This window comes from Pseudomonas sp. NBRC 111131 (assembly GCF_001320525.1).
Taxonomy (GTDB): domain Bacteria; phylum Pseudomonadota; class Gammaproteobacteria; order Pseudomonadales; family Pseudomonadaceae; genus Aquipseudomonas; species Aquipseudomonas ceruminis.
On sequence record NZ_BCBH01000015.1, the window covers coordinates 49894 to 71434 of the forward strand.

At 62.9% G+C, this 21541-nt stretch carries 24 protein-coding genes; 14 read left to right on the plus strand and 10 right to left on the minus strand.

Translation table 11 applies throughout. The annotated features are described in order from the left end of the window. Positions 1–107: 107 nt before the first annotated feature. The 3 genes from APH34_RS15235 to APH34_RS15245 all read left to right on the plus strand — a co-directional run bounded on the left by APH34_RS15235 (position 108) and on the right by APH34_RS15245 (position 4937). Positions 108–2327, plus strand: coding sequence for a primosomal protein N' (locus APH34_RS15235; protein ID WP_054901865.1), 2220 nt, complete (start codon positions 108–110; stop codon positions 2325–2327). A 161-nt stretch (positions 2328–2488) separates the two neighbouring features. Further along, positions 2489–4225, plus strand: coding sequence for an arginine--tRNA ligase (argS, locus tag APH34_RS15240; RefSeq protein WP_054901866.1), 1737 nt, complete (start codon positions 2489–2491; stop codon positions 4223–4225). Position 4226: 1 nt separating this feature from the next. Beyond that, positions 4227–4937, plus strand: a complete 711-nt coding sequence (locus APH34_RS15245; RefSeq protein WP_054901867.1) for an SPOR domain-containing protein — start codon at positions 4227–4229, stop codon at positions 4935–4937. 44 nt (positions 4938–4981) lie between these two features. Here APH34_RS15245 and APH34_RS15250 read toward each other — a convergent pair whose 3' ends face one another. Beyond that, entirely contained in the window at positions 4982–5401 is a 420-nt protein-coding gene (locus APH34_RS15250; protein ID WP_054901868.1) for a TM2 domain-containing protein, read from the minus strand. Positions 5402–5565: 164 nt separating this feature from the next. Between APH34_RS15250 and APH34_RS15255 the strand changes: the two genes are divergently transcribed. Beyond that, entirely contained in the window at positions 5566–6195 is a 630-nt protein-coding gene (locus tag APH34_RS15255; RefSeq protein WP_054901869.1) for a C40 family peptidase, read from the plus strand. 48 nt (positions 6196–6243) lie between these two features. Here APH34_RS15255 and APH34_RS15260 read toward each other — a convergent pair whose 3' ends face one another. Then, positions 6244–7242, minus strand: a complete 999-nt coding sequence (locus APH34_RS15260) for a type IV pilus twitching motility protein PilT (RefSeq protein ID WP_054901870.1) — start codon at positions 7240–7242, stop codon at positions 6244–6246. Between the two features lie 65 nt (positions 7243–7307). Here APH34_RS15260 and APH34_RS15265 point away from each other — a divergent pair, with 65 nt between their 5' ends. The 9 genes from APH34_RS15265 (at position 7308) to APH34_RS15305 (ending at position 13877) form a co-directional block, all read left to right on the plus strand. Next, positions 7308–7994, plus strand: coding sequence for a YggS family pyridoxal phosphate-dependent enzyme (locus APH34_RS15265; protein WP_054901871.1), 687 nt, complete (start codon positions 7308–7310; stop codon positions 7992–7994). Positions 7995–8032: 38 nt separating this feature from the next. Next, entirely contained in the window at positions 8033–8851 is an 819-nt protein-coding gene (gene proC, locus APH34_RS15270) for a pyrroline-5-carboxylate reductase (RefSeq protein ID WP_054901872.1), read from the plus strand. 10 nt (positions 8852–8861) lie between these two features. Continuing rightward, on the plus strand, positions 8862–9452 hold the full coding sequence (locus APH34_RS15275) for a YggT family protein (RefSeq protein ID WP_054901873.1): 591 nt from the start codon (positions 8862–8864) through the stop codon (positions 9450–9452). Positions 9453–9539: 87 nt separating this feature from the next. After that, on the plus strand, positions 9540–10679 hold the full coding sequence (locus APH34_RS15280) for a homoserine O-acetyltransferase (protein ID WP_054901874.1): 1140 nt from the start codon (positions 9540–9542) through the stop codon (positions 10677–10679). Positions 10680–10686: 7 nt separating this feature from the next. Continuing rightward, positions 10687–11307 carry a methionine biosynthesis protein MetW gene (metW, locus tag APH34_RS15285; protein WP_008092977.1) on the plus strand — a complete coding sequence of 207 codons (621 nt, stop codon included), beginning with the start codon at positions 10687–10689 and terminating at the stop codon, positions 11305–11307. 22 nt (positions 11308–11329) lie between these two features. Next, positions 11330–11764 carry a DUF4426 domain-containing protein gene (locus APH34_RS15290; protein WP_054901875.1) on the plus strand — a complete coding sequence of 145 codons (435 nt, stop codon included), beginning with the start codon at positions 11330–11332 and terminating at the stop codon, positions 11762–11764. Next, positions 11761–12357 (plus strand): RdgB/HAM1 family non-canonical purine NTP pyrophosphatase, encoded by a 597-nt coding sequence (gene rdgB / locus APH34_RS15295; protein ID WP_054901876.1) that lies wholly within the window; start codon positions 11761–11763, stop codon positions 12355–12357. Before APH34_RS15290 ends, rdgB begins: the two co-directional genes overlap by 4 nt. Then, positions 12354–13541 (plus strand): radical SAM family heme chaperone HemW, encoded by a 1188-nt coding sequence (gene hemW / locus APH34_RS15300; RefSeq protein WP_054901877.1) that lies wholly within the window; start codon positions 12354–12356, stop codon positions 13539–13541. The genes rdgB and hemW overlap by 4 nt, the downstream gene beginning before the upstream one ends. Before the next feature lie 9 nt (positions 13542–13550). Then, a complete protein-coding gene (locus APH34_RS15305) occupies positions 13551–13877 on the plus strand; it encodes a DUF3392 family protein (protein WP_054901878.1) in 327 nt (108 codons plus the stop codon). 145 nt (positions 13878–14022) lie between these two features. On the opposite strand, the gene trmB is transcribed toward APH34_RS15305, so the two are convergent. The 4 genes from trmB to APH34_RS15325 all read right to left on the minus strand — a co-directional run bounded on the left by trmB (position 14023) and on the right by APH34_RS15325 (position 16279). Next, positions 14023–14745, minus strand: coding sequence for a tRNA (guanosine(46)-N7)-methyltransferase TrmB (gene trmB, locus APH34_RS15310; RefSeq protein WP_054901879.1), 723 nt, complete (start codon positions 14743–14745; stop codon positions 14023–14025). A gap of 9 nt (positions 14746–14754) precedes the next feature. Next, positions 14755–15549, minus strand: a complete 795-nt coding sequence (locus APH34_RS15315) for a thiazole synthase (protein WP_013974625.1) — start codon at positions 15547–15549, stop codon at positions 14755–14757. Between the two features lie 54 nt (positions 15550–15603). Next, the gene (gene thiS, locus APH34_RS15320) at positions 15604–15804 is read right to left on the minus strand and encodes a sulfur carrier protein ThiS (protein WP_054901943.1); all 201 of its coding nucleotides are present in this window, start codon (positions 15802–15804) and stop codon (positions 15604–15606) included. Positions 15805–15907: 103 nt separating this feature from the next. Beyond that, positions 15908–16279 (minus strand): DUF423 domain-containing protein, encoded by a 372-nt coding sequence (locus APH34_RS15325; RefSeq protein ID WP_054901880.1) that lies wholly within the window; start codon positions 16277–16279, stop codon positions 15908–15910. Positions 16280–16343: 64 nt separating this feature from the next. Here APH34_RS15325 and mtgA point away from each other — a divergent pair, with 64 nt between their 5' ends. Next, a complete protein-coding gene (gene mtgA / locus APH34_RS15330; RefSeq protein ID WP_054901944.1) occupies positions 16344–17054 on the plus strand; it encodes a monofunctional biosynthetic peptidoglycan transglycosylase in 711 nt (236 codons plus the stop codon). A 116-nt stretch (positions 17055–17170) separates the two neighbouring features. On the opposite strand, the gene rpoH is transcribed toward mtgA, so the two are convergent. From rpoH to ftsY, 4 genes are all read right to left on the minus strand, one after another. Next, entirely contained in the window at positions 17171–18025 is an 855-nt protein-coding gene (rpoH, locus tag APH34_RS15335) for an RNA polymerase sigma factor RpoH (RefSeq protein ID WP_054901881.1), read from the minus strand. Positions 18026–18136: 111 nt separating this feature from the next. Further along, entirely contained in the window at positions 18137–19165 is a 1029-nt protein-coding gene (gene ftsX, locus APH34_RS15340; RefSeq protein WP_054901882.1) for a permease-like cell division protein FtsX, read from the minus strand. Continuing rightward, complete coding sequence (gene ftsE / locus APH34_RS15345; RefSeq protein ID WP_012312300.1) at positions 19162–19833, minus strand: cell division ATP-binding protein FtsE; 672 nt, start codon at positions 19831–19833, stop codon at positions 19162–19164. The genes ftsX and ftsE overlap by 4 nt, the downstream gene beginning before the upstream one ends. Continuing rightward, a complete protein-coding gene (gene ftsY / locus APH34_RS15350) occupies positions 19830–21353 on the minus strand; it encodes a signal recognition particle-docking protein FtsY (protein WP_054901883.1) in 1524 nt (507 codons plus the stop codon). Before ftsY ends, ftsE begins: the two co-directional genes overlap by 4 nt. Positions 21354–21541: the final 188 nt, after the last annotated feature.

Sequence of the window (21541 nt, forward strand, 5' to 3'; positions counted from 1 at the left end):
TTAGGCGGGGAATAATACCAGAGCGCCGCGTCGACGCAAGTTGTCGCTTGTACCGACCGTCGTCTGCTAGGCTCGCCAGTCTTGAAACGCCCTGCGAGACCTTCCGCGTGTCCGACGTCATCCTGCGCCTTGCCCTGCCCTCTCCCCTGCGTCGCCTGTTCGACTACCGGGCACCGGCGAGCATGGCGCGCCAGGCGCTTACCCCAGGCATGCGGATTCGCGTGCCCTTTGGCCGTCGCGAGATGATCGGCGTACTGGTCGAGGTGTGCGACCACAGCGAGGTCCCCGCCGACAAGCTCAAGCCTGCCAGTTCCCTGCTCGACCCCGTATCACCGGTGCCGGCGTCGCTGTTCAAGCTGTGCCTGTGGACCGCCCAATACTACCAGCACAGCCTGGGCGATACCCTGAGCTGGGCCTTGCCGACGCTGCTGCGCCAGGGTGAACCGGCCGAGATGCGTCAGGAGCGCTTCTGGCATGTGGCCCCAGGTGCGCGCCTCGAAGACCCCCGGATCGCCCGCGCCCCGCGCCAGCGCGATGCCCTGAAGACCCTGGCCCAGCACCCGCACGGGGTAGCGCACAGCCTGCTGGGCAAGCTGAACCTGAACAAGGACAGCCTGGACCTGCTGTTGGCCAAGGAACTGGTCCAGCTCGAGGTTCGCCGCCATCTGCCAGCGCAACGTCATGAGCACTGGCTGGCCCAACCGGAGCTGCCGCTTAACGAGGAACAGCGTGAAGCGTTCGACGCCGTGCGCGAAGGTTTTGACGGCTTCAATGCGTTCCTCCTGGCAGGCGTTACCGGCAGCGGTAAGACCGAGGTTTACCTGCAGCTCATCCGCGAAACCCTGGAAGCCGGCAAACAGGCGCTGGTCCTGATCCCGGAGATCAACCTCGGCCCACAGACCCTGGCGCGCTTCGAGCAGCGTTTCAACGCCCGCATCGGCTTGCTGCATTCGGCGGTAAATGATCGCGAGCGCCTCGATGCCTGGCTGGCGGCGCGTGATGGCGAAGCCGACATCATCATCGGCACACGTTCGGCGCTGTTCACACCGATGAAGAACCCCGGCCTGATCATCATCGACGAGGAGCATGACGGCTCCTATAAACAGCAGGAAGGCTTGCGCTACCACGCCCGCGACCTGGCGCTGGTGCGCGCCCACCAGGAAAACATTCCGATCCTGCTTGGCTCGGCCACCCCATCGCTGGAAACCCTGCACAATGCACTGACCGGCCGCTACCGCCTGCTGCGCATGGACCAGCGCGCCGGTGGTGCGCGCCCGCCACGCATGCTGCGCCTGGATGTGAAAAGCCTGCCGCTGGACAGCGGCATCAGCGGCCCCTTGCAGCAAGCCATTCGTCAGACCCTGGAAGCCGGCCAGCAAGTGTTGGTGTTCCTCAACCGCCGCGGCTTCGCTCCGACGCTGTTGTGCCATGACTGTGGCTGGCTCAGCGAATGCCCGCGCTGCGATGCGCGCATGACCGTGCACCAGCGCTCTGGGGTGTTGCGCTGCCACCACTGCGGCTATGACGAACGCCTGCCGCACCAGTGCCCTACGTGCAGCCACGTCGACCTTCGCCCGGTGGGCGCAGGTACCGAGCGCGCCGAGGAGCGGCTCAAGGTGCTGTTCCCTGACTACCCGATCCTGCGGGTGGACCGCGACAGCACGGCGCGCAAGGACGCCATGCACAACCTGTTCAGCACCATCCAGCGTGGCCAGCCGAGCATTCTGGTCGGCACCCAGATGCTGGCCAAGGGACACCACTTCCCGCGGGTTACCCTGGTTGCCATCCTTGATGCCGATGGCGGGCTGTTCTCCGGCGATTTCCGTGCCACCGAGCGCATGGCCCAGCTTATCGTGCAGGTGGCCGGGCGTGCCGGTCGCGCAGAAGAGCCCGGCAAGGTAATCATCCAGACCCATCTGGCTGACCACCCCCTGCTGGTGCAGTTGACTGAACAAGGCTACTTCGCGTTTGCCGAGCAGGCCCTGGAAGCGCGTCGCGCTGCCGGTCTGCCCCCGTACTCGCACCTCGCACTGTTGCGCGCCGAAGCGCACAAGCCGGGCCAAGCCGAAGGCTTCCTCGACGAAGCTTGCAACGCGGCAGAACGCCTGGTGACTGAACAACACCTGCCTGGCATTGAACTGTTGGGCCCGGTGCCCGCTCCCATGGAGCGCAAAGCCGGGCGTTTCCGTGCCCAGTTGTTGATCCAGGCCAACACTCGTGCGCCACTGCATCGACTGATCAGTGCCTGGTTGCTAGTGTTGGAGCACATGCCGAGTGGGCGCCAGGTGCGCTGGTCGCTGGATGTGGACCCGGTGGACCTGTACTGAGCCTTAAGCTGCAGACAATAGCAGGCTGCATGCCACCAGCCTGCCGCTTGACGCTTACCGCTTCAAAGGTTGGCAACCCGGCCCCGGCAACGGATAATGCCCAGTTTTTCCACCTGCGCATCCAGGCGCTCCACCGCGCTTGCGGTCGAAAAGAGATCCCCATGAAAGACACCATTCGCCAGCTGATCCAGCAAGCCCTCACCCAACTCGTCACCGACGGTGTGCTGCCTGAAGGGCTGTCGCCGGCGATTCAGGTGGAAAACGCCCGGGACAAGACCCATGGCGACTTCGCCAGCAACATCGCCATGATGCTGGCCAAGCCGGCCGGCATGAAGCCGCGCGAGCTGGCCGAAAAACTGATCGACGCCCTGCCGGCCAGCGCCGACATCAGCAAGGTCGAGATCGCCGGCCCTGGCTTCCTCAACTTCTTCCAGAACACCGATGCCCTGGCCAACCGCCTGGACGCCGCCCTGGCCGACGCCCGCCTGGGTGCGCGCAAGGCTGGCCCGGCCCAGAAGGTGGTGATCGACATGTCGGCACCGAACCTGGCCAAGGAGATGCACGTCGGCCACCTGCGCTCGACCATCATCGGTGACAGCGTGGCCCGCGTGCTGGAGTTCCTCGGCGACCAGGTCATCCGTCAAAACCACGTCGGCGACTGGGGCACCCAGTTCGGCATGCTGCTGGCCTACCTGGAAGAGAATCCCATCACCAGCGACCAGCTGTCGGACCTGGAGAACTTCTACCGCGCCGCCAAGAAGCGCTTCGACGAGTCTGAAGCGTTCGCCACCCGCGCCCGCGGGCTGGTGGTCAAGCTGCAGGCTGGCGACCCTGAATGCATGGCCCTGTGGACGCGCTTCAAAGACATCTCGCTGTCCCACTGCCAGAAGACCTACGAGTTGCTCAACGTCAAGCTGACCATGGCCGACGTGATGGGCGAAAGCGCCTACAACGCCGACCTGGCCAACGTGGTTGCCGACCTCAAGGCCAAGGGCCTGCTGGTCGAAGACCAGGGCGCCCAGTGCGTGTTCCTTGATGAATTCAAGAACAGCGAAGGCGAGCCGCTGCCAGTGATCGTGCAGAAGGCTGACGGCGGTTACCTGTACGCCACTACCGACCTGGCAGCCGTGCGCTACCGCAGCAACGTGCTCAAGGCCGACCGCGCCCTGTACTTCGTCGACCAGCGCCAGGCGCTGCACTTCAACCAGGTGTTCGAAGTTGCGCGTCGCGCCGGTTTCGTCGGCCACCCGATGCAGATGGAGCACATGGGCTTCGGCACCATGAACGGCGCCGATGGCCGCCCGTTCAAGACCCGCGATGGCGGCACGGTCAAGCTGATCGACCTGCTCACTGAAGCCAAAGACCGTGCCTACGCGCTGGTCAAGGAAAAGAACCCGAGCCTGGCCGAGGAAGAACTGCGACACATCGGCGAAGTGGTGGGTATCGGCGCGGTGAAATACGCCGACCTGTCCAAGCACCGCACCAGCGACTACAGCTTCAACTTCGAACTGATGCTCAACTTCGAGGGTAATACTGCGCCCTACCTGCTGTACGCCTATACCCGTGTGGCGGGTGTGTTTCGCAAGTTGGGCAAAGGCTTCAACGAGGTGGACGGTAAGATCGAGCTGCACGCCGCCCATGAGCAGGACCTGGCCGCACGCCTGGCGCAATTCGGCGAAATCCTCAACAACGTGGCTGAAAAGGGCACGCCCCACGTGCTGTGCAGCTACCTGTACGACCTCGCCGGTCTGTTCTCCAGCTTCTACGAAAACTGCCCGATCCTCGCAGCCGAAACCCCGCAGCAGCAGCAAAGCCGCCTGCGCCTGGCCGCTCTGACCGGTCGCACCCTGAAACAAGGCTTGGAGCTGCTCGGCCTGGAAACCCTGGAGCGCATGTAAGTTGGCTGCCAAGAAAAAACCCGCACCCAAGCGCGGCGCCAGCCGCACCCAGGCGCCGGCCAAACAGCCGATACCCGGCTGGGTTTGGCTGGCGGTCGGTCTCACCGTCGGCGCCTTCATCGTCTTCCTGATGAAGCTCGAGCCCGGTGGCGGCGACATCAAACGCGCCAAGCCCGAGCCACAAAAGTCGGAGAAGGTCGTCGAGTCCAGCAAGTCCACGCCTGCCAGCGCCCAGCAGCAACAGCAGCAGCCCGTGAAGCCGAAGTACGACTTCTACACCTTGCTGCCCGAGTCGGAAGTGATCGTGCCGCCAGAAGCGGTGCCAGAAAAAACGCCGCCCGTGCCCGCACAACCGGTGCCCCCGGTTACGCCTGCTGAAGCAGCGAAGATCGATACCGCTCGGGCTCAGGCGGCCCTGCTGGGGCAAACGCCACCGCCAGCACCTCCGGTGATCAAGCCGGCGGCAACCACCCTGTTCTTCCTGCAGGCCGGCTCGTTCCGCAAGGAGGCCGACGCCGATAAAGTGCGAGCGCAGATCATTCTGCTCGGACAGGCGGTGAAGGTGGAGTCGGGCACCGTCAAGGATGAGACCTGGTACCGCGTGCTGGTCGGTCCATTCAGCAACCGCGAACAACTGACCGTGGCGCAGAAGCAGTTGGCAGGGGCAGGTTTCAGTAATCTGTTGCTGCAACAGCGCCAGACGCGCCAGTGACGAAGAAGGCCTTGCCGCTCAGCGCGACAAGGCCTTTTTTCTGCCTAGCGGCGTTCGGTGTTGGCCTGGGAAATCTGGCCATTCAACGTCCAGAAGTCATACAGCACACCGACCAGGAACAGCCCGCCGGTAAAGAAGTAGATGATGGCGGTGATCCATTTGCCCTGGTACAGGCGATGCGCGCCAAAAATGCCCAGGAATGTCAGCAGGAGCCAGGCAATGTTGTAGTCGATGCGCCCAGACTGGAAGCGCATGTCGGCCTCCCGATCCATGGACGGAATCAGGAACAGGTCGATCAGCCAGCCTATGCCCAGCAGGCCCAGGGTGAAGAACCAGATCGTCCCAGTGATCGGCTTGCCGTAATAGAAACGGTGCGAACCGGTAAAGCCGAAAATCCACAGCAGGTAGCCAATGACCTTGCTGTGGGTGTCGTGATACGGCGCCCCCTGTTGATAACTGTTCATTCATAGCCCCCGTGGGTTATCTGAAAATTTTCTAAGAAAAAATGTGACTTTTCCGTCACAGCCCGACGTACGGCACCATGACAATCGACCAACGGCCCAGAAACTGATCAAAAAGCTGTTATAAAGTTGCGCGCCTACACACAACATTCATAAGAGCTTCATCTATGCCGCCTTTATTCAAGACATGGCTGACCCTCTGCCTATTATTGCCCCTGGCCGCTCATGCCACCAACCGTGAGCAACGTCTTCCCAGCGGTTTCACCGGCTATACCAGCAACGCCACGGTGAAACATGCCCCGGTCAAACAGACCACGTTGCGCGCCCGCCCGGGCTCTTCCGCCAAGGCCCATAACCTGCCGGCCGTGGCGGCGATGTCGCCCAAGCAGAGCAGCGACGTCCTTAGCCGCGCCGTCAACGTGCTCGGTACGCCCTACGTTTGGGGCGGTAGCAGCCCTAAAAAAGGCTTCGATTGCAGCGGGCTGGTCAAATACGCCTTCAACGATGTGGCTGACGTCGATTTGCCGCGCACCTCCAATGCCATGGCCCAGGGCCACGGCGTGAAGGTGGCCAAGGGTGACCTCAAGCCAGGCGACCTGATCTTCTTCAACATTAAAAGCCGCCGGGTCAACCATGTTGCCATCTACCTGGGCAACGACCGCTTCATCCATGCACCGCGGCGCGGCAAGCGAGTGAGCATCGACAACCTGAGCAAGCCCTACTGGCAGCAGCACTATGTGGTCGCCAAGCGGGTGCTGCCGAAGGATCAACAGCAATTGGCGCTGGCCAAGCGCTGACAATTCGGGCCTCTTCGCGTCACTCGGCGCAAGAGGCCCTGATCGCCCTTAGCACGGGCTGATCAACCCTTTATCCCTCAACCCCCGCAGCGCCCCCTCCATTGTCCGCATCCCCTCTGAGGCCCCCGCCTGCATCACCGAGCACAGTTGCGCCATCCGCCCTTCGCGAATCAGGTTGCGCACCGCAGGCGTGGCCATGAGCACCTCCCTGGCAGCCACACGGCCCCCGCCCACACGCTTTACCAACACCTGAGCCACCACCATGCGCAGTGATTCGGCCAACATTGCCCGCACCAATGGCTTCTCCTCGGCAGCGAACACCTCTACCAGCCGGTCGACGCTGCTCGCCGCCGAGCGTGTATGCACTGTCGCCAGCACCAGGTGCCCCGTCTCCGCCGCCCGTAATGCCAGGCGAATGGTTTCAAGATCACGCAGCTCGCCAATCATGATCACGTCCGGGTCCTGGCGCAGCGCGCTGCGTAACCCGTGAGCGAAGTCACGGCAGTGCCGACCGACCTCACGCTGGTTGACCAGGCTGCGCTGGCTGCTGTGGATAACTTCTACTGGGTCCTCCAGTGTGACGATATGCAAGGACCGCTCGCGGTTGATCTGGTCGATCAGGGTTGCCAGCGTGCTGGATTTACCGCTGCCAGTGGGCCCTCCGACCAGAATCAGACCATCCGTGCACTGCGCAACAGCTCGAAACACTTCTTCAAGGTTCAGTTCCTCGAGGGTCGCGATTCGCTTTGGAATGAGGCGAAAGGTCGCCGCCGGCCCCTTCAGTTGACGAAACAGGTTCAGACGAAAGCGGCCGATCGACGGTAACGCCAGCGCAAGATCCTGCTCATCACCCTGCGCCCACTGCTGGCGCTGGTCGTCATCGAGCCAGGGCGCCAGGCTATCGGTCAGTGCCGCCGGCAGTACGCAAGGCAGGTTCATGCGGTGCAGCTCGCCATCCAGGCGCAACATCGGTATTTCGCCCGCAGCCAGGTGCAGGTCACTGGCCCCTGCCTCCGCAGCCCGGGCCAGCAGGTCGGTCACGTCCATGAGACTCCCCAAAGGCCATCAAGCAGGTAGAATGCCGCAGACTCCTGAGCCGACGGCATCGATCCATGTCCACCATAGCAGACAACCTTTCCGCCCTCGCCACCCGTATCGATAGCGCAGCCCGGGCCGCTGGGCGTGAGCCGGCCAGCGTCCACCTGCTGGCGGTGAGCAAGACCAAACCGGCCAGCGCGATACGCGAGATCCATGCCGCAGGTGTGCGCGATGTCGGCGAAAACTACCTTCAGGAGGCCTTGGCCAAACAGGTCGAACTGCGCGACCTGCCCTTGATCTGGCACTTCATCGGCCCCATTCAGTCGAACAAGACCAAAGCCATCGCCGAGCATTTCGACTGGGTACATTCCGTGGACCGCCTGAAAATTGCCCAACGCCTGTCAGAACAGCGGCCCAGTGCCCTGCCGCCGCTGAACATCTGCCTGCAGGTAAATGTCAGCGGCGAACAGAGCAAATCTGGCTGCGCCCCGGCAGACCTGCCGGCACTGGCCAACGCCGTGGCCGCGTTGCCCAACCTGCGCCTGCGCGGGCTGATGGCGATCCCCGAACCCAGCGAAGACCGTGCTACCCAAGAGGCTGCCTTCGCCAGCCTGCGTCAGTTGCAGGAAGGCCTGGGGCTTGGCCTGGACACGCTGTCCATGGGCATGAGCCATGACCTTGAAGCCGCAATCGCACAAGGCGCGACCTGGGTGCGTATCGGCACCGCCCTGTTCGGCGTGCGCAATTACGGGCCTGTCTGATTCCATGCTTTACTCACTCTTTCCCTCAAGGACCTGACATGAGCAAGACACGTATTGCTTTCATCGGCGCCGGCAACATGGCCGCCAGCCTGATCGGCGGCCTGCGCGCCCAGGGCCTGGACGCCGCACAGATCCGCGCCAGCGACCCGGGCGCCGAGACCCGCGCCCGCGTCCAGGCCGAGCACGGCATCGAGGTTTTCGATGACAACGCCCAGGCCATCGCCGATGCCGACGTCATCGTCCTGGCGGTCAAGCCGCAGGTGATGAAGACCGTGTGCCAGACCCTGCAGCCCACCCTGCAGAAGGGCCAACTGATCATCTCCATCGCCGCCGGCATCACCTGCGCCAGCCTGCAGGCCTGGGTCGGCGCCCGCCCGGTGGTGCGCTGCATGCCCAATACTCCGGCGCTGCTGCGCCAGGGTGTCAGTGGCTTGTACGCCACAGCAGAAGTGTCTGCCGAGCAACGCCAGCAGGCCGAGCAGCTGCTGTCGGCCGTGGGCACCGCCCTGTGGCTGGAGCAGGAACAACAACTCGATGCCGTCACTGCCGTGTCTGGCAGCGGCCCGGCCTATTTCTTCCTGCTGATCGAAGCCATGACCGCGGCGGGGGAAAAACTTGGCCTGCCGCGTGAAACCGCCTCCCAGCTGACTTTGCAGACTGCTCTGGGCGCCGCACGCATGGCCGTGGCCAGTGACGTCGACGCCGCCGAACTGCGCCGCCGCGTCACCTCTCCGGCGGGCACCACGGAAGCGGCGATCAAATCGTTCCAGAGCAACGGTTTCGAGGCCATCGTCGAGCAGGCGCTGGAGGCTGCGTCAAAGCGTTCCGCCGAGCTGGCCGAGCAATTGGGCAAATAAGGAGTCATTGATGAATGCACTGTCCGGCGCCGCGATCTTCGTGGTGCAAACCCTGGTCAGCCTGTACCTGGTGATCGTCCTGCTGCGCTTCGTGTTGCAGCTGGTCAAGGCCAACTTCTACAACCCGCTGTGCCAGTTCGCGGTACGCGCCACCCAACCACTGCTCAAGCCCATCCGTCGCATCATCCCCAGCGTTGGCGGCCTGGATACCTCGTCGTTGCTGCTGTCGGTGGTCATCCAGGCGTTGCTGATGGGCTTCGTGCTGATGGTTACCTACGGCACCTTCGGTGATGTCCTGCACCTGCTGATGTGGGCGATCATCGGTATCACCTCGCTGTTCCTCAAGATCTTCTGGGTCGCGATGATCGTCATGGTGATCGTGTCCTGGGTCGCGCCCAACAGCCACAACCCGGCTGCCGAGCTGGCCTACCAGATCAGCGAGCCGGTGCTGGCACCGTTCCGCCGCATCGTGCCTAACCTGGGCGGCATGGACATCTCGCCGATCTTTGCCTTCCTGGCCATTCAGGTTATCCAGTCGTTCGTCATGCCCCCGCTGGCCGCCTACGCTGGCATGCCACAGGAACTGTGGCGGATGATCTGACCCGGTTGCCCCTGGCGGTAAGCCTTCGCTTGCCGCTGGGGGTAGCGCTCTTTAGACTTACGCCTCCGTCAAGCGTGAGCAGGGTCGATGTCCACTGTCCTTCCCGAAGATTCCGTCGGTCTGGTTACACCGCAAATAGCCCGGTTCGATGAACCGCTGGCGCTGGCCTGTGGCCGCTCCCTGGCCAGCTACGAGCTGGTTTACGAAACCTATGGCACCCTGAATGCCAGCGCGAGCAATGCCGTGCTGATCTGCCATGCACTGTCTGGCCATCACCACGCCGCTGGTTACCATGCCGCCACTGACCGCAAGCCGGGCTGGTGGGACAGCTGCATCGGTCCTGGTAAACCCATCGACACCAACCGCTTCTTCGTGGTCAGCCTGAACAACCTCGGCGGCTGCAACGGCAGTACCGGCCCAAGCAGCGTCAACCCGGTAACTGGCAAGCCCTATGGCGCCGACTTCCCGGTGCTGACCGTGGAAGACTGGGTACATAGCCAGGTGCGTCTGGCCGATCGCCTCGGCATCCAGCAGTGGGCTGCAGTCGTCGGCGGCAGCCTGGGCGGCATGCAGGCGCTGCAGTGGACCATCACCTACCCCGACCGCGTGCGCCATTGCGTCGATATCGCCTCTGCACCCAAGCTGTCGGCGCAAAACATCGCCTTCAACGAAGTGGCGCGCCAGGCCATCCTCACCGACCCCGAATTCCACGGCGGCTCGTTCCAGGACCAGGGCGTGATCCCCAAGCGCGGCCTGATGCTGGCGCGCATGGTCGGGCACATCACCTACCTGTCGGATGACTCCATGGGTGAAAAATTCGGCCGCGAGCTCAAGAGCGACAAGCTCAACTACGACTTTCACAGCGTCGAATTCCAGGTCGAGAGTTACCTGCGCTATCAGGGCGAGGAGTTTTCTGGCCGTTTCGACGCCAATACCTACCTGCTGATGACCAAGGCGCTGGACTACTTCGACCCGGCGGCGGCCAATGACGGTGACCTTGCCGCGACCCTGGCCCATGTCACGGCGGACTATTGCATCATGTCGTTCACCACCGACTGGCGATTCTCGCCGGCGCGCTCACGCGAGATCGTCGATGCCCTGATGGCAGCACGCAAGAACGTCTGCTACCTGGAGATCGACTCGCCCTACGGGCACGATGCCTTCCTGATCCCCACGCCTCGCTACATGCAGGGTTTCTCGAACTACATGAACCGCATCGCCATCTGAGGACAGCATGAGAGCCGACCTGGAAATCATCCACGACTGGATTCCCGCCGGTAGCCGGGTACTCGACCTGGGCTGCGGCAGCGGCGAGCTGCTTGCGTCGCTGCGCGATCGCAAGCAGGTCACCGGCTATGGCCTGGAGATCGACGCCGACAACATCGCCGCCTGCGTGGCCAAAGGCGTCAACGTCATCGAGCAGGACCTCGACAAGGGCCTGGGCAACTTTGCCAGCAACAGTTTCGACGTAGTGATCATGACCCAGGCCCTGCAGGCCGTGGAGTATCCCGACCGCATCCTCGATGAGATGCTGCGGGTGGGTCGCCAGTGCATCATCACCTTCCCCAACTTCGGCCACTGGCGTTGCCGCTGGTACCTGGCGACCAAAGGCCGCATGCCGGTATCGGACTTCATGCCATATACCTGGTACAACACGCCGAACATCCACTTCTGCACCTTCGCTGACTTCGAAGAGCTGTGCCACGAGCGCCATGCCAAGGTCCTGGACCGTCTGGCGGTCGACCACCTGCACCGTAACGGGTGGGGCGGGCGGCTATGGCCTAATCTTCTAGGTGAAATCGGCATTTATCGCGTCAGCAGCCCTGGCCTGCAGGAGCACCAGCTCGCGGTCTGAGGCCCACCGGAGGAATCGCACCATGCGTCGCCTAGCCCTGTTCCTGATCAGCCTGTGCCTGGCCTTGCCGGTACTGGCTGCCGATGCCGCCAAACCCGAGCGCAAGGAAGTCTTCGGCGACGTGACGGTGCATTACAGCGCCTTCACCTCAAGCATGTTGCAGCCGGATGTCGCAGCGGCCACCGGGCTCACCCGCAGCAAGAACCAGGGCGTGCTCAACATTGCCGTGATCAAGGCAGGCAAGCCGGCCCCGGCGGTGGTCAGCGGTACGGTGCAGGACCTGACCGGGCGCAGCAACCCGCTGTCGTTCAAACAGATTACCGATCAGGGCGCGGTGTACTACATCGCCCAGTTCAAAATCGAACAGCCCGAGACCCTGACGTTCGACCTGAATGTCGAAACCGGCGGGGTCAGCCATAAACTCAGCTTCAATCAGGAAGTGTTCCCAGGCGAATGATGAATTTCCAGCAACTCGTATTGGCCAGCCACAACGCCGGCAAACTCAAGGAACTCCAGGCCATGCTCGGCCAGGCGGTGCAACTGCGCTCGATCGGTGAGTTCAGCCAGGTAGAGCCGGAAGAGACCGGCCTGTCGTTCGTCGAAAATGCCATCCTCAAGGCGCGTAATGCGGCACGCATCTCTGGCCTGCCGGCCCTGGCCGACGATTCGGGCCTGGCGGTGGATTTCCTCGGTGGTGCGCCGGGCATCTACTCAGCGCGCTATGCCGATGGCAAGGGCGATGCAGCGAACAACGCCAAGTTGCTCGAAGCGCTCAAGGATGTGCCGCAGGAGCAGCGCGGCGCTCAGTTCGTCTGTGTCCTGGCACTGGTGCGCCATGCCGATGACCCGCTGCCGATCCTCTGTGAAGGGCTCTGGCACGGGCGCATCATGTTTACCGCCAGTGGCGAGCATGGTTTCGGCTACGATCCGCTGTTCTGGGTGCCCGAGCGCAATTGCTCCAGCGCAGACCTCGCCCCGGCCGACAAGAACCAGCTCAGCCACCGCGCCCGCGCCATGGCCCTGCTGCGCCAACGTCTGGGCCTGGCATGATCGAGACGCTGTCCACCCAGCCGCGCCAGCCTGGCGTGGCGGGTTTCGCCACGCTGCCACCCTTGGCCTTGTACATCCACATCCCGTGGTGCGTGCGCAAGTGCCCTTACTGCGACTTCAATTCTCACGCCGCTGGCCCCGAGCTGCCCGAAGAGGCCTATGTCGATGCCCTGCTGACGGACCTGGATCAGGAACTGGCTGCCGTGCAAGGTCGGCCGATTTCCTCGATCTTCTTTGGCGGCGGTACCCCAAGCCTGTTCAGCGCCAATGCCCTAGGACGCTTGCTGCGCGGTGTGGAACAACGCATCCCATTCGCGCCGGACATCGAAATTACCCTGGAGGCCAACCCAGGGACCTTCGAGCAAGAGAAGTTCAAGGCCTACCGGCAGACGGGAATCAACCGCCTGTCCATCGGCGTGCAAAGTTTCCAGCCGGCCAAACTCGAAGCGCTGGGCCGCATCCACAACGGCGATGAGGCGATCCGCGCCGCCAGCATGGCGCGCGCGGCAGGCTTCGACAACTTCAACATGGACCTGATGCACGGCCTGCCCGACCAGTCGCTGGACGACGCACTGGGCGACCTGCGTCAGGCCATCGACCTGGGGCCGACCCACCTGTCCTGGTACCAGTTGACCGTGGAACCCAACACGGTGTTCTGGAACCAGCCACCGGAGCTGCCCGAGGACGATATTCTCTGGGACATCCAGGAAGCCGGCCAGGCCCTGATGGCCACGAACGGCTTCAAGCAGTACGAGGTTTCGGCCTATGCCCAGCCGGGCCGCGCCGCCAGGCACAACCTGAACTATTGGCGCTTCGGCGACTTCATCGGCATCGGTGCCGGCGCCCATGGCAAGCTGACCTTTGCCGACGGCCGCATCTTGCGCACGTGGAAAACCCGCCTGCCCAAGGACTACCTTAACCTGGCCAAACCGTTCAAGGCGGGCGAGAAGCTGCTGCCGGTAGACGAGTTGCCGTTCGAATTCCTGATGAATGCGCTGCGCCTGACCGATGGCGTGGAAGCCGAGCTGTTCAGCCAACGCACGGGACTGCCGCTGGCGCAACTGGCCGAGGCGCGCCGGGCAGCCGAACAAAAGGGCCTTTTGCAGGTCGAACCGGATCGATTGGTGGCAACGCCACGCGGCCAGTTGTTCCTCAATGACCTGCTGCAGTATTTCTTGACCTAAGGATGACCCATGGATCTGGTACTTGATCTGCTGGCGACGGTTTCCCGCTGGAGCCGTAGCAACCTGTCTGAGATTTCCCTGGCCCTTGTAGGCTGCCTGCTGGTGTTGTTCGGCACCGATATCAAAGCCTGGGTCGAGCAACGCCTGGGCGGCCTGGCGGGTGCCCTGCGCGTTCCGTTCATGGCGGCGCTGGTGATGATCGGCAGTGGTGCGGCGCTGATCTATGCCACGCCGTGGGTGGTGAAGGGGCTGAGCCAGTTCAACAACTATGCGTTGGCGCCGGTGCTGTTGGTGGTGCTGGTGTTGATTGGCGTGGTGGCTGATCGCCGAGGATAACTACCGCTTCAGCATCGGGCTTAGCCTGTGAGGGCGGGTTTATCCGCTTTCAGCGTGCCGCTGCGGTGCAAAAAAACCGCCTCTCTCAAGGCGGTTTTTTCGTCTGCTTTTGTGCAAGTGCGGCGCGAAAGGCTCATGCAGCCAATCAGACCACCTTCTCGAACTTCAAATCCCACACCCCATGCCCCAAGCGCTCACCACGGCGCTCGAACTTGGTGATCGGCCGCTCTGGCGGGCGCGGCACATAGGCGCCATCCGCCGCCTGGTTACGGTAACCCGGCGCAGCGCTCATCACTTCCAGCATGTACTCGGCATACGGCTCCCAGTCGGTCGCCATATGGAACACGCCGCCCGGCTTGAGCTTGCGGCGTACCAGCTCGGCAAACTCCAGCTGGACGATACGGCGCTTGTGGTGGCGTGCCTTGTGCCACGGGTCGGGGAAGAACAGCATCAAACGGTCGAGGCTGTTATCAGCCACGCAGCGATTGAGCACTTCGATGGCGTCGCAATCGTACACCCGCAGGTTCTTCAGGCCCTGGGTCAGCACGCCGTTGAGCAACGCGCCTACCCCCGGACGGTGCACTTCGACACCGATGAAGTCCTGCTCAGGCGCGGCAGCGGCCATTTCCAGCAGGGAATGGCCCATGCCAAAACCGATCTCCAGGGTGAGGGGCGCCGAACGGCCGAATACCTGGTCGTAATCCACCGGGGCGTCAGCCAGTGGCAGGATGTACAACGGGCCGCCCTGGTCCAGGCCGCGCTGCTGGCCTTCGGTCATGCGCCCGGCGCGCATCACGAAACTTTTGATGCGACGGTGTGGGCGCGCTTCGCCGTCAGGGGTGATCGGCGTATCTTGCGATTCAGTCATCAGGAGCTCTTACTTGATCAGACCATCCAGCGGCGAAGAGGCGCTGGCATAGAGTTTCTTCGGCATGCGCCCGGCGAGGTAGGCCATGCGCCCGGCGACAATAGCGTGCTTCATGGCTTCGGCCATCAGCACCGGCTGCTGGGCATGGGCGATGGCCGAGTTCATCAGCACGGCTTCACAGCCCATTTCCATGGCGATGGTGGCGTCGGAAGCAGTGCCCACACCGGCATCGACCAGCACCGGCACCTTGGATTCTTCCAGGATGATCTGCAGGTTATAGGGGTTGCAGATGCCCAGGCCGGTACCGATCAGGCCAGCCAGGGGCATGACCGCGATGCAGCCGGCTTCGGCCAGCTGGCGGGCGATGATCGGATCGTCGCTGGTGTAGACCATCACGTCGAAACCGTCCTTGACCAGCACTTCGGCGGCCTTGAGCGTTTCGATCACGTTGGGGAACAAGGTTTTCTGGTCAGCCAGCACTTCCAGCTTGACCAGGTTATGGCCATCGAGCAGCTCACGGGCCAGGCGGCAGGTACGCACGGCTTCGACCGCGTCGTAGCAACCGGCGGTGTTCGGCAGAATGGTGTAACGGTCCGGCGGCAGCACGTCGAGCAGGTTCGGCTCGCCCGGGTTCTGGCCGATGTTGGTGCGGCGCACGGCAACGGTGACGATTTCGGCACCCGAGGCCTCGATGGCCAGGCGGGTTTCTTCCATGTCACGGTACTTGCCGGTGCCGACCAGCAGGCGCGACTGGAAAGTGCGTCCGGCCAGGGTAAAAGGCTTGTCGCTACGAACGTTGCTCATCGTGGTTCCTCTGGAAAAGGTTGCTGGACTTGCAGGTGAATCGCCGGGCCGGAATCAGCCGCCACCGATGGCGTGGACCACTTCGACCTGGTCGCCGTCATTCAGCAGTGTGCTGTCGTGCTGGCTGCGTGGCACGATATCCAGGTTGAGCTCCACTGCCACCCGGCGCCCGGTCAGCTCCAGGCGGCTCAGCAGGGCTGCGACGCTTTCGCCAGCGGGCAATTCGTAGGGTTCACCGTTCAGTTGAATGCGCATGCGCACGGCCACCGTTGTGCTTTGGGGGCCCGCATTCTAGCGCCGATCAGCACTTCAACCCAAGGGCGATGGAGGCCATTAGTCGTGATTGTGGACCACTTGGTCAGCCCAGCCGCCAGGCTGCCATGCCCAGGCACAGCCAACCGGCAAGCAGGCACAGGCCACCGATGGGCGTGATGATGCCCAGCTTGCCCAGCCCGCTCAGGGTCAGCAGGTACAGGCTACCGGAGAACAGGACGATACCCAGTGCGAACAGACCGCCGGCCCAGCCGACCAGACGCCCCGGCAAGTGCGCCGCAAGCAAGGCAACGCCGAACAGTGCCAGGGCGTGGACCAACTGGTAGGTCACACCGGTATGAAAGATTGCCAGGTAGTCGGCTGTCAGGCGGTTCTTCAACCCATGTGCGGCAAATGCACCCAGGGCGACACCGGTGAAGCCGAAAAAGGCGGCGAGCATCAGGAAGCTGCGAAGCATGGGAGGACTCCTTGTATCGGGTCTGTATAATGGCCCGTTCCAACGGTCCGGCCAAGCCATCGCCATGCTGTCATCCCTTATCCGTCGACTCGCCCGCGCCCTGCTCTGGTTCGCTGCCGGGAGCATCGTGCTGGTACTGGTGTTTCGCTGGGTGCCACCACCCGGGACTGCGTTGATGGCCGAGCGTAAGGTGCAGTCATGGATCAGTGGCGAGCCGATCGAGCTGCAGCGCGACTGGGAACCGTGGGAGAACATCTCCGACGAGCTCAAGGTTGCGGTGATTGCCGGAGAAGACCAGAAGTTCGCCTATCACTGGGGTTTCGATATCCCGGCCATCCAGGCAGCGCTCGCGTCCAATGAGCGGGGCGGTAGCATTCGGGGTGCCAGCACGCTGACCCAGCAAGTGGCCAAGAATTTGTTCCTTTGGTCCGGCCGCAGCTGGTTCCGCAAGGGTCTCGAGGCCTGGTTCACAGCACTGATCGAGCTCTTCTGGTCGAAAGAGCGCATCCTTGAGGTCTACCTGAACAGTGCCGAATGGGGCAAAGGGGTGTTTGGCGCCCAGGCGGCGGCGCGCTATCACTTTGGTATTGATGCCCGCCAGCTGAGCCGCCAGCAAGCAGCGCAATTGGCCGCGGTGCTGCCCAGCCCGATCAAGTGGAATGCCAGCCAGCCCAGTGCTTACGTGGCCAGCAGGGCAAGCTGGATTCGCCGGCAGATGAGCCAGCTGGGGGGCCCTGCCTACCTCATGCAACTGAAGACTACGCCCAGGCTGTGAGCCAACGCTCGCTGCCGTGGCGTTATCGCCGGTAAGCCGATAGAAATTGAAACGCCGAAAATGAAAAGCCGCCGTCCCTCTTGGGCCAGCGGCTTTCTTGTGGAGCCAGAAGTAGATCAGGCTGCAATCAGCGCCTTCACCTTGTTCATCGCGTTTTTTTCCAGCTGGCGAATACGCTCCGCCGAAACGCTGTACTTGTCCGCCAGCTCGTGCAAGGTCGCTTTCTCTTCGGCGAGCCAACGTTGGTAGAGGATGTCACGGCTACGCTCGTCCAGGCCCTGCAGTGCTTCATGCAGGTTACTGGTGGAGTTGTCGCTCCAGTCCGCATCTTCAAGCTGCACAGCCGGATCGTAGCGATGGTCTTCCAGGTAATGCGCAGGCGACTGAAAGGCGCTGTCATCGTCAGCTTCTGCAGCTGGGTCGAAGGCCATGTCCTGGCCACTCAGACGGCTTTCCATTTCGCGCACTTCACGCGGCTCTACGCCGAGGCTTTCGGCTACCCGGTGCACTTCATCGTTGTTCAGCCACGCCAGGCGCTTCTTCTGGCTGCGCAGGTTGAAGAACAGCTTGCGCTGAGCCTTGGTGGTGGCGACCTTGACGATGCGCCAGTTGCGCAGGATGAATTCGTGAATTTCCGCCTTGATCCAGTGCACGGCGAAGGACACCAGGCGCACGCCCATTTCAGGGTTGAAGCGCTTGACTGCCTTCATCAGGCCGACGTTGCCTTCCTGGATCAGGTCGGCCTGGGCCAACCCGTAGCCTGCGTAGCTACGGGCGATATGTACGACGAAACGCAGGTGGGCCATCACCATTTGCCGAGCGGCCTCAAGATCCTGCTCATAATAGAGACGCTCGGCCAGATCACGCTCCTGCTCGACAGACAGCAGCGGGATGCTGTTGACCGTGTGCACGTAGGCTTCCAGGTTTGCACCGGGTACCAGGGCATAGGCAGGTTGCAACGATGTGGTCATTCAAGAACCTCCGACTTACCAGACTCGCGCCTTGTGGGCACTGCCAACATAGACCTGGAACCAAGGTACAAGTTCCAAAGATGAAAAATTGTCAATGCTGGCACAGAAAAACTATCGAGGCGCCAGCTCGTTCAAGTGGCGGGCGACTGCGATCCATGCACCGATATACCCCAACAGCACCGCTCCGATCAAGAGCGACAGACCATCGGACGCCGGCACCCCCCCCAGGGCGAAGTCACTGCCATACAACCCGGACAGCCCTACCACGGCCTCGTTCAGCCAGTTCAGGCCAAAGGCCAGGATCGCCCAGGCCAACAGGCCTGCGCCCAGGCCGTACAAGGCGCCCATGTACAGGAAAGGCCTGCGCACATAGCTGTCGGTGCCGCCAACCAGCTTGATCACTTCGATCTCGATACGGCGGTTTTCAATGTGTAGACGAATTGTGTTACCGATTACTAACAGCAGGGCAGAAATCAGCATGACCGCCAGGCCAAAGACGAACCGGTCGCCCAGCTTGAGGATTGCTGCAAGCCGCTCCACCCACACCAGGTCGAGCTGTGCGTTTTCCACCCGTGGCAGCTCGGACAGGCGCTGACGCAAGGCCTCCAGGGCCGGTTTATCCACTTCGTTGGGGGTTACCACCACCACGCCAGGCAACGGGTTATCGGGCAACTCACGCAGGGCTTCACCCAACCCCGACTGCTGCTGGAATTCCTCCAGGGCCTGCTCACGGCTTATGTACTGGGCGTCGGCCACGCCCGGCATGCCCTTGATTTCGTCGCGCAGGGCTTCGCCTGCCTTGCTGCCCGCATCGAGCTTGAGGTACAGCGAGATCTGTGCCGCGCGCTGCCAGGAGCCGCCGAGTTTCTCGACGTTCTTCAACAGCAGGGACAAGCCCATGGGCATGCTCAAGGCCACTGCCATGACCAGGCAGGTGAAAAAACTGCCAATCGGCTGCTTGCCTAGACGGCGCAGGCTGTCGGCCAAGCTCGCCCGGTGGCTTTCCAGCCACGCGTGCAGGAGCGTGCGAAAATCCGGGCCATCATCGTCATGGTCGCCGCGCTTTTTCTTCGCAGGCGACGGGTCGGCGGCTTTCGGGGCGACCCGTTCGGAAACTTTCGGTGTACGTGTAGTGCTCATTGCCCGGCCTCCCCATCGCCGATCAGACGGCCACGCTGCAGGGTCAGCATGCGGTGGCGCATGCGCGCAATCAGTGCCAGGTCGTGGCTGGCGATCAACACCGTGGTGCCCAGGCGGTTGATGTCCTCGAACACGCCCATGATCTCCGCTGCCAGGCGCGGGTCGAGGTTACCGGTAGGTTCGTCCGCCAGCAGCAAGGCCGGCTGATGGACGATGGCGCGGGCAATACCTACCCGCTGCTGCTGGCCGGTGGACAGGTCGGCCGGAAACAGCTCGCCCTTGTCTACCAGTGACACGCGCTCCAGCGCCGAATCCACGCGCTTGGTGATCTCGGCCTTGGACAGGCCGAGAATCTGCAAAGGCAACGCGATGTTATTGAACACCGTACGGTCGAACAGCAACTGGTGGTTCTGGAACACCACACCAATCTGCCGACGCAGGAACGGGATCTGCGCATTGCTGATCTGGCCCAGGTCCTGCCCGGCCAGCATCAGTTTGCCGCTGGTCGGGCGCTCCATAGCCAGTAGCAGGCGCAGCAGGGTGCTCTTGCCGGCGCCCGAGTGGCCGGTGACGAACAGGAATTCGCCCCGGCGCGCCCGGAAACTCAGCTCATGCAAGCCGACATGGCCATTGGGATAGCGCTTGGCAACCTGTTCGAATCGGATCATGGGTGGTCTCGCTCGGCGAACAGGGCCTTGACGAACGGCTCGGCTTCAAAGGTGCGCAGATCATCGATGCCTTCACCGACGCCGATGAAGCGGATCGGGATGTTGAACTGCTTGGCCAGGGCAAAGATCACCCCGCCCTTGGCGGTGCCGTCCAGCTTGGTCAGCGCAAGGCCCGTCAGTTCGACGCTCTGGTTGAAATACTTGGCCTGGCTGATGGCGTTCTGACCGGTGCCGGCATCGAGTACCAGCAGCACCTCGTGGGGTGCCTCGGCGTCGAGCTTGCCCATGACCCGACGGACCTTTTTCAGCTCCTCCATCAGGTTGTCCTTGGTATGCAGGCGGCCGGCGGTGTCGGCAATCAGCACATCGGCGCCACGGGCCTTGGCGGCCTGCACGGCGTCGAAGATCACCGAAGCGGAGTCGGCCCCCGTGTGCTGGGCAATCACCGGGATCTGGTTGCGCTCGCCCCAGACCTGCAACTGCTCGACGGCGGCGGCACGGAAGGTGTCGCCGGCCGCCAGCATGACCTTCTTGCCTTCCAGCTGCAGTTTCTTGGCCAGCTTGCCGATGGTGGTGGTCTTGCCAGCACCGTTCACGCCCACCACAAGGATCACGTACGGTTTGTTCTGCGATTCGACTTTCAGCGGCTGCTCGACCGGACGCAGCAGGGCGGCCAGCTCGTCTTGCAGCGACTTGTACAGCGCGTCGGCGTCAGCCAGCTGTTTGCGTGCAACCTTCTGGGTCAGGTTCTGGACGATGGTCGATGTGGCTTCCACGCCGACGTCGGCGGTCAGCAGGCGGGTTTCGATTTCGTCGAGCAGGTCGTCATCGATGGCCTTTTTGCCCAGGAACAGGCTGGCCATGCCTTCGCCGATACTGGCACTGGTCTTCGACAGCCCCTGCTTGAGGCGAGCAAAGAAACCAGGTTTAGCCTGTTCGGAGACGGTTGGGGCGACAGCGACAGGCGCCGGCTCATGCTCGGGCTCATGCTCGGGCTCGGCCGCCGGGCGCTCCGGAATCGCCGGCGGGGCTTTGGGCTCGAGGTCTGGGACCAGGGCCACAGGCTCCTCCGCAACGGGCAGCACCAGGTTGCTGACAGGCGGCTCGACGGCAGCAACTGCAGCAGGGCTTTCGACCCGCGCGACGGCAGGTTCAAGGGCCGGTGCCGGCTCTGGCTCTGGCTCTGGCTCTGGCGCTGGGACCGGCGCAGGTTCAAGAGCCCGTACTGGCTCTGGCGCCGGCGAAGTCTCGTGGACAGGTGCAGGTTCGACAGGTGCAGGCTCAGGAGCAAGCACCGGCTCAGCGACCGCTGCGGGAGCTTCGGCGACCACCGGCTCGACCGGAGCCGCGTCAGGCTGCTCGACGGCGGGCTGCGACGCTAGCGGCTCTGCAGGCTGAGCATCAGGGGCTTGTGGCTGTTCGGCGACAGGTTGCTGCGGCTTCTTGCGAAACCAGCTGAACAGGCCTTTTTTCTCGCCAGCCTCGGCCGGCGCTTTTTTGTCGTCGTTGGAACCAAACATGGAAGACGGCTATCTCAGGGTAGCGATGAGCCACCAGCGGCACATCGGGAATTCTCTAAACGCAGAACAGACTATTTTGAATCCGGCTGGTTCATGCGCAATGTTTTGTCTTAATGGGCCTGCGGGCCAGAACGGCGACAGGCATGGTCGCCAGGCAACCGGATCAGTATCCTAGCACCTCCTGGCCC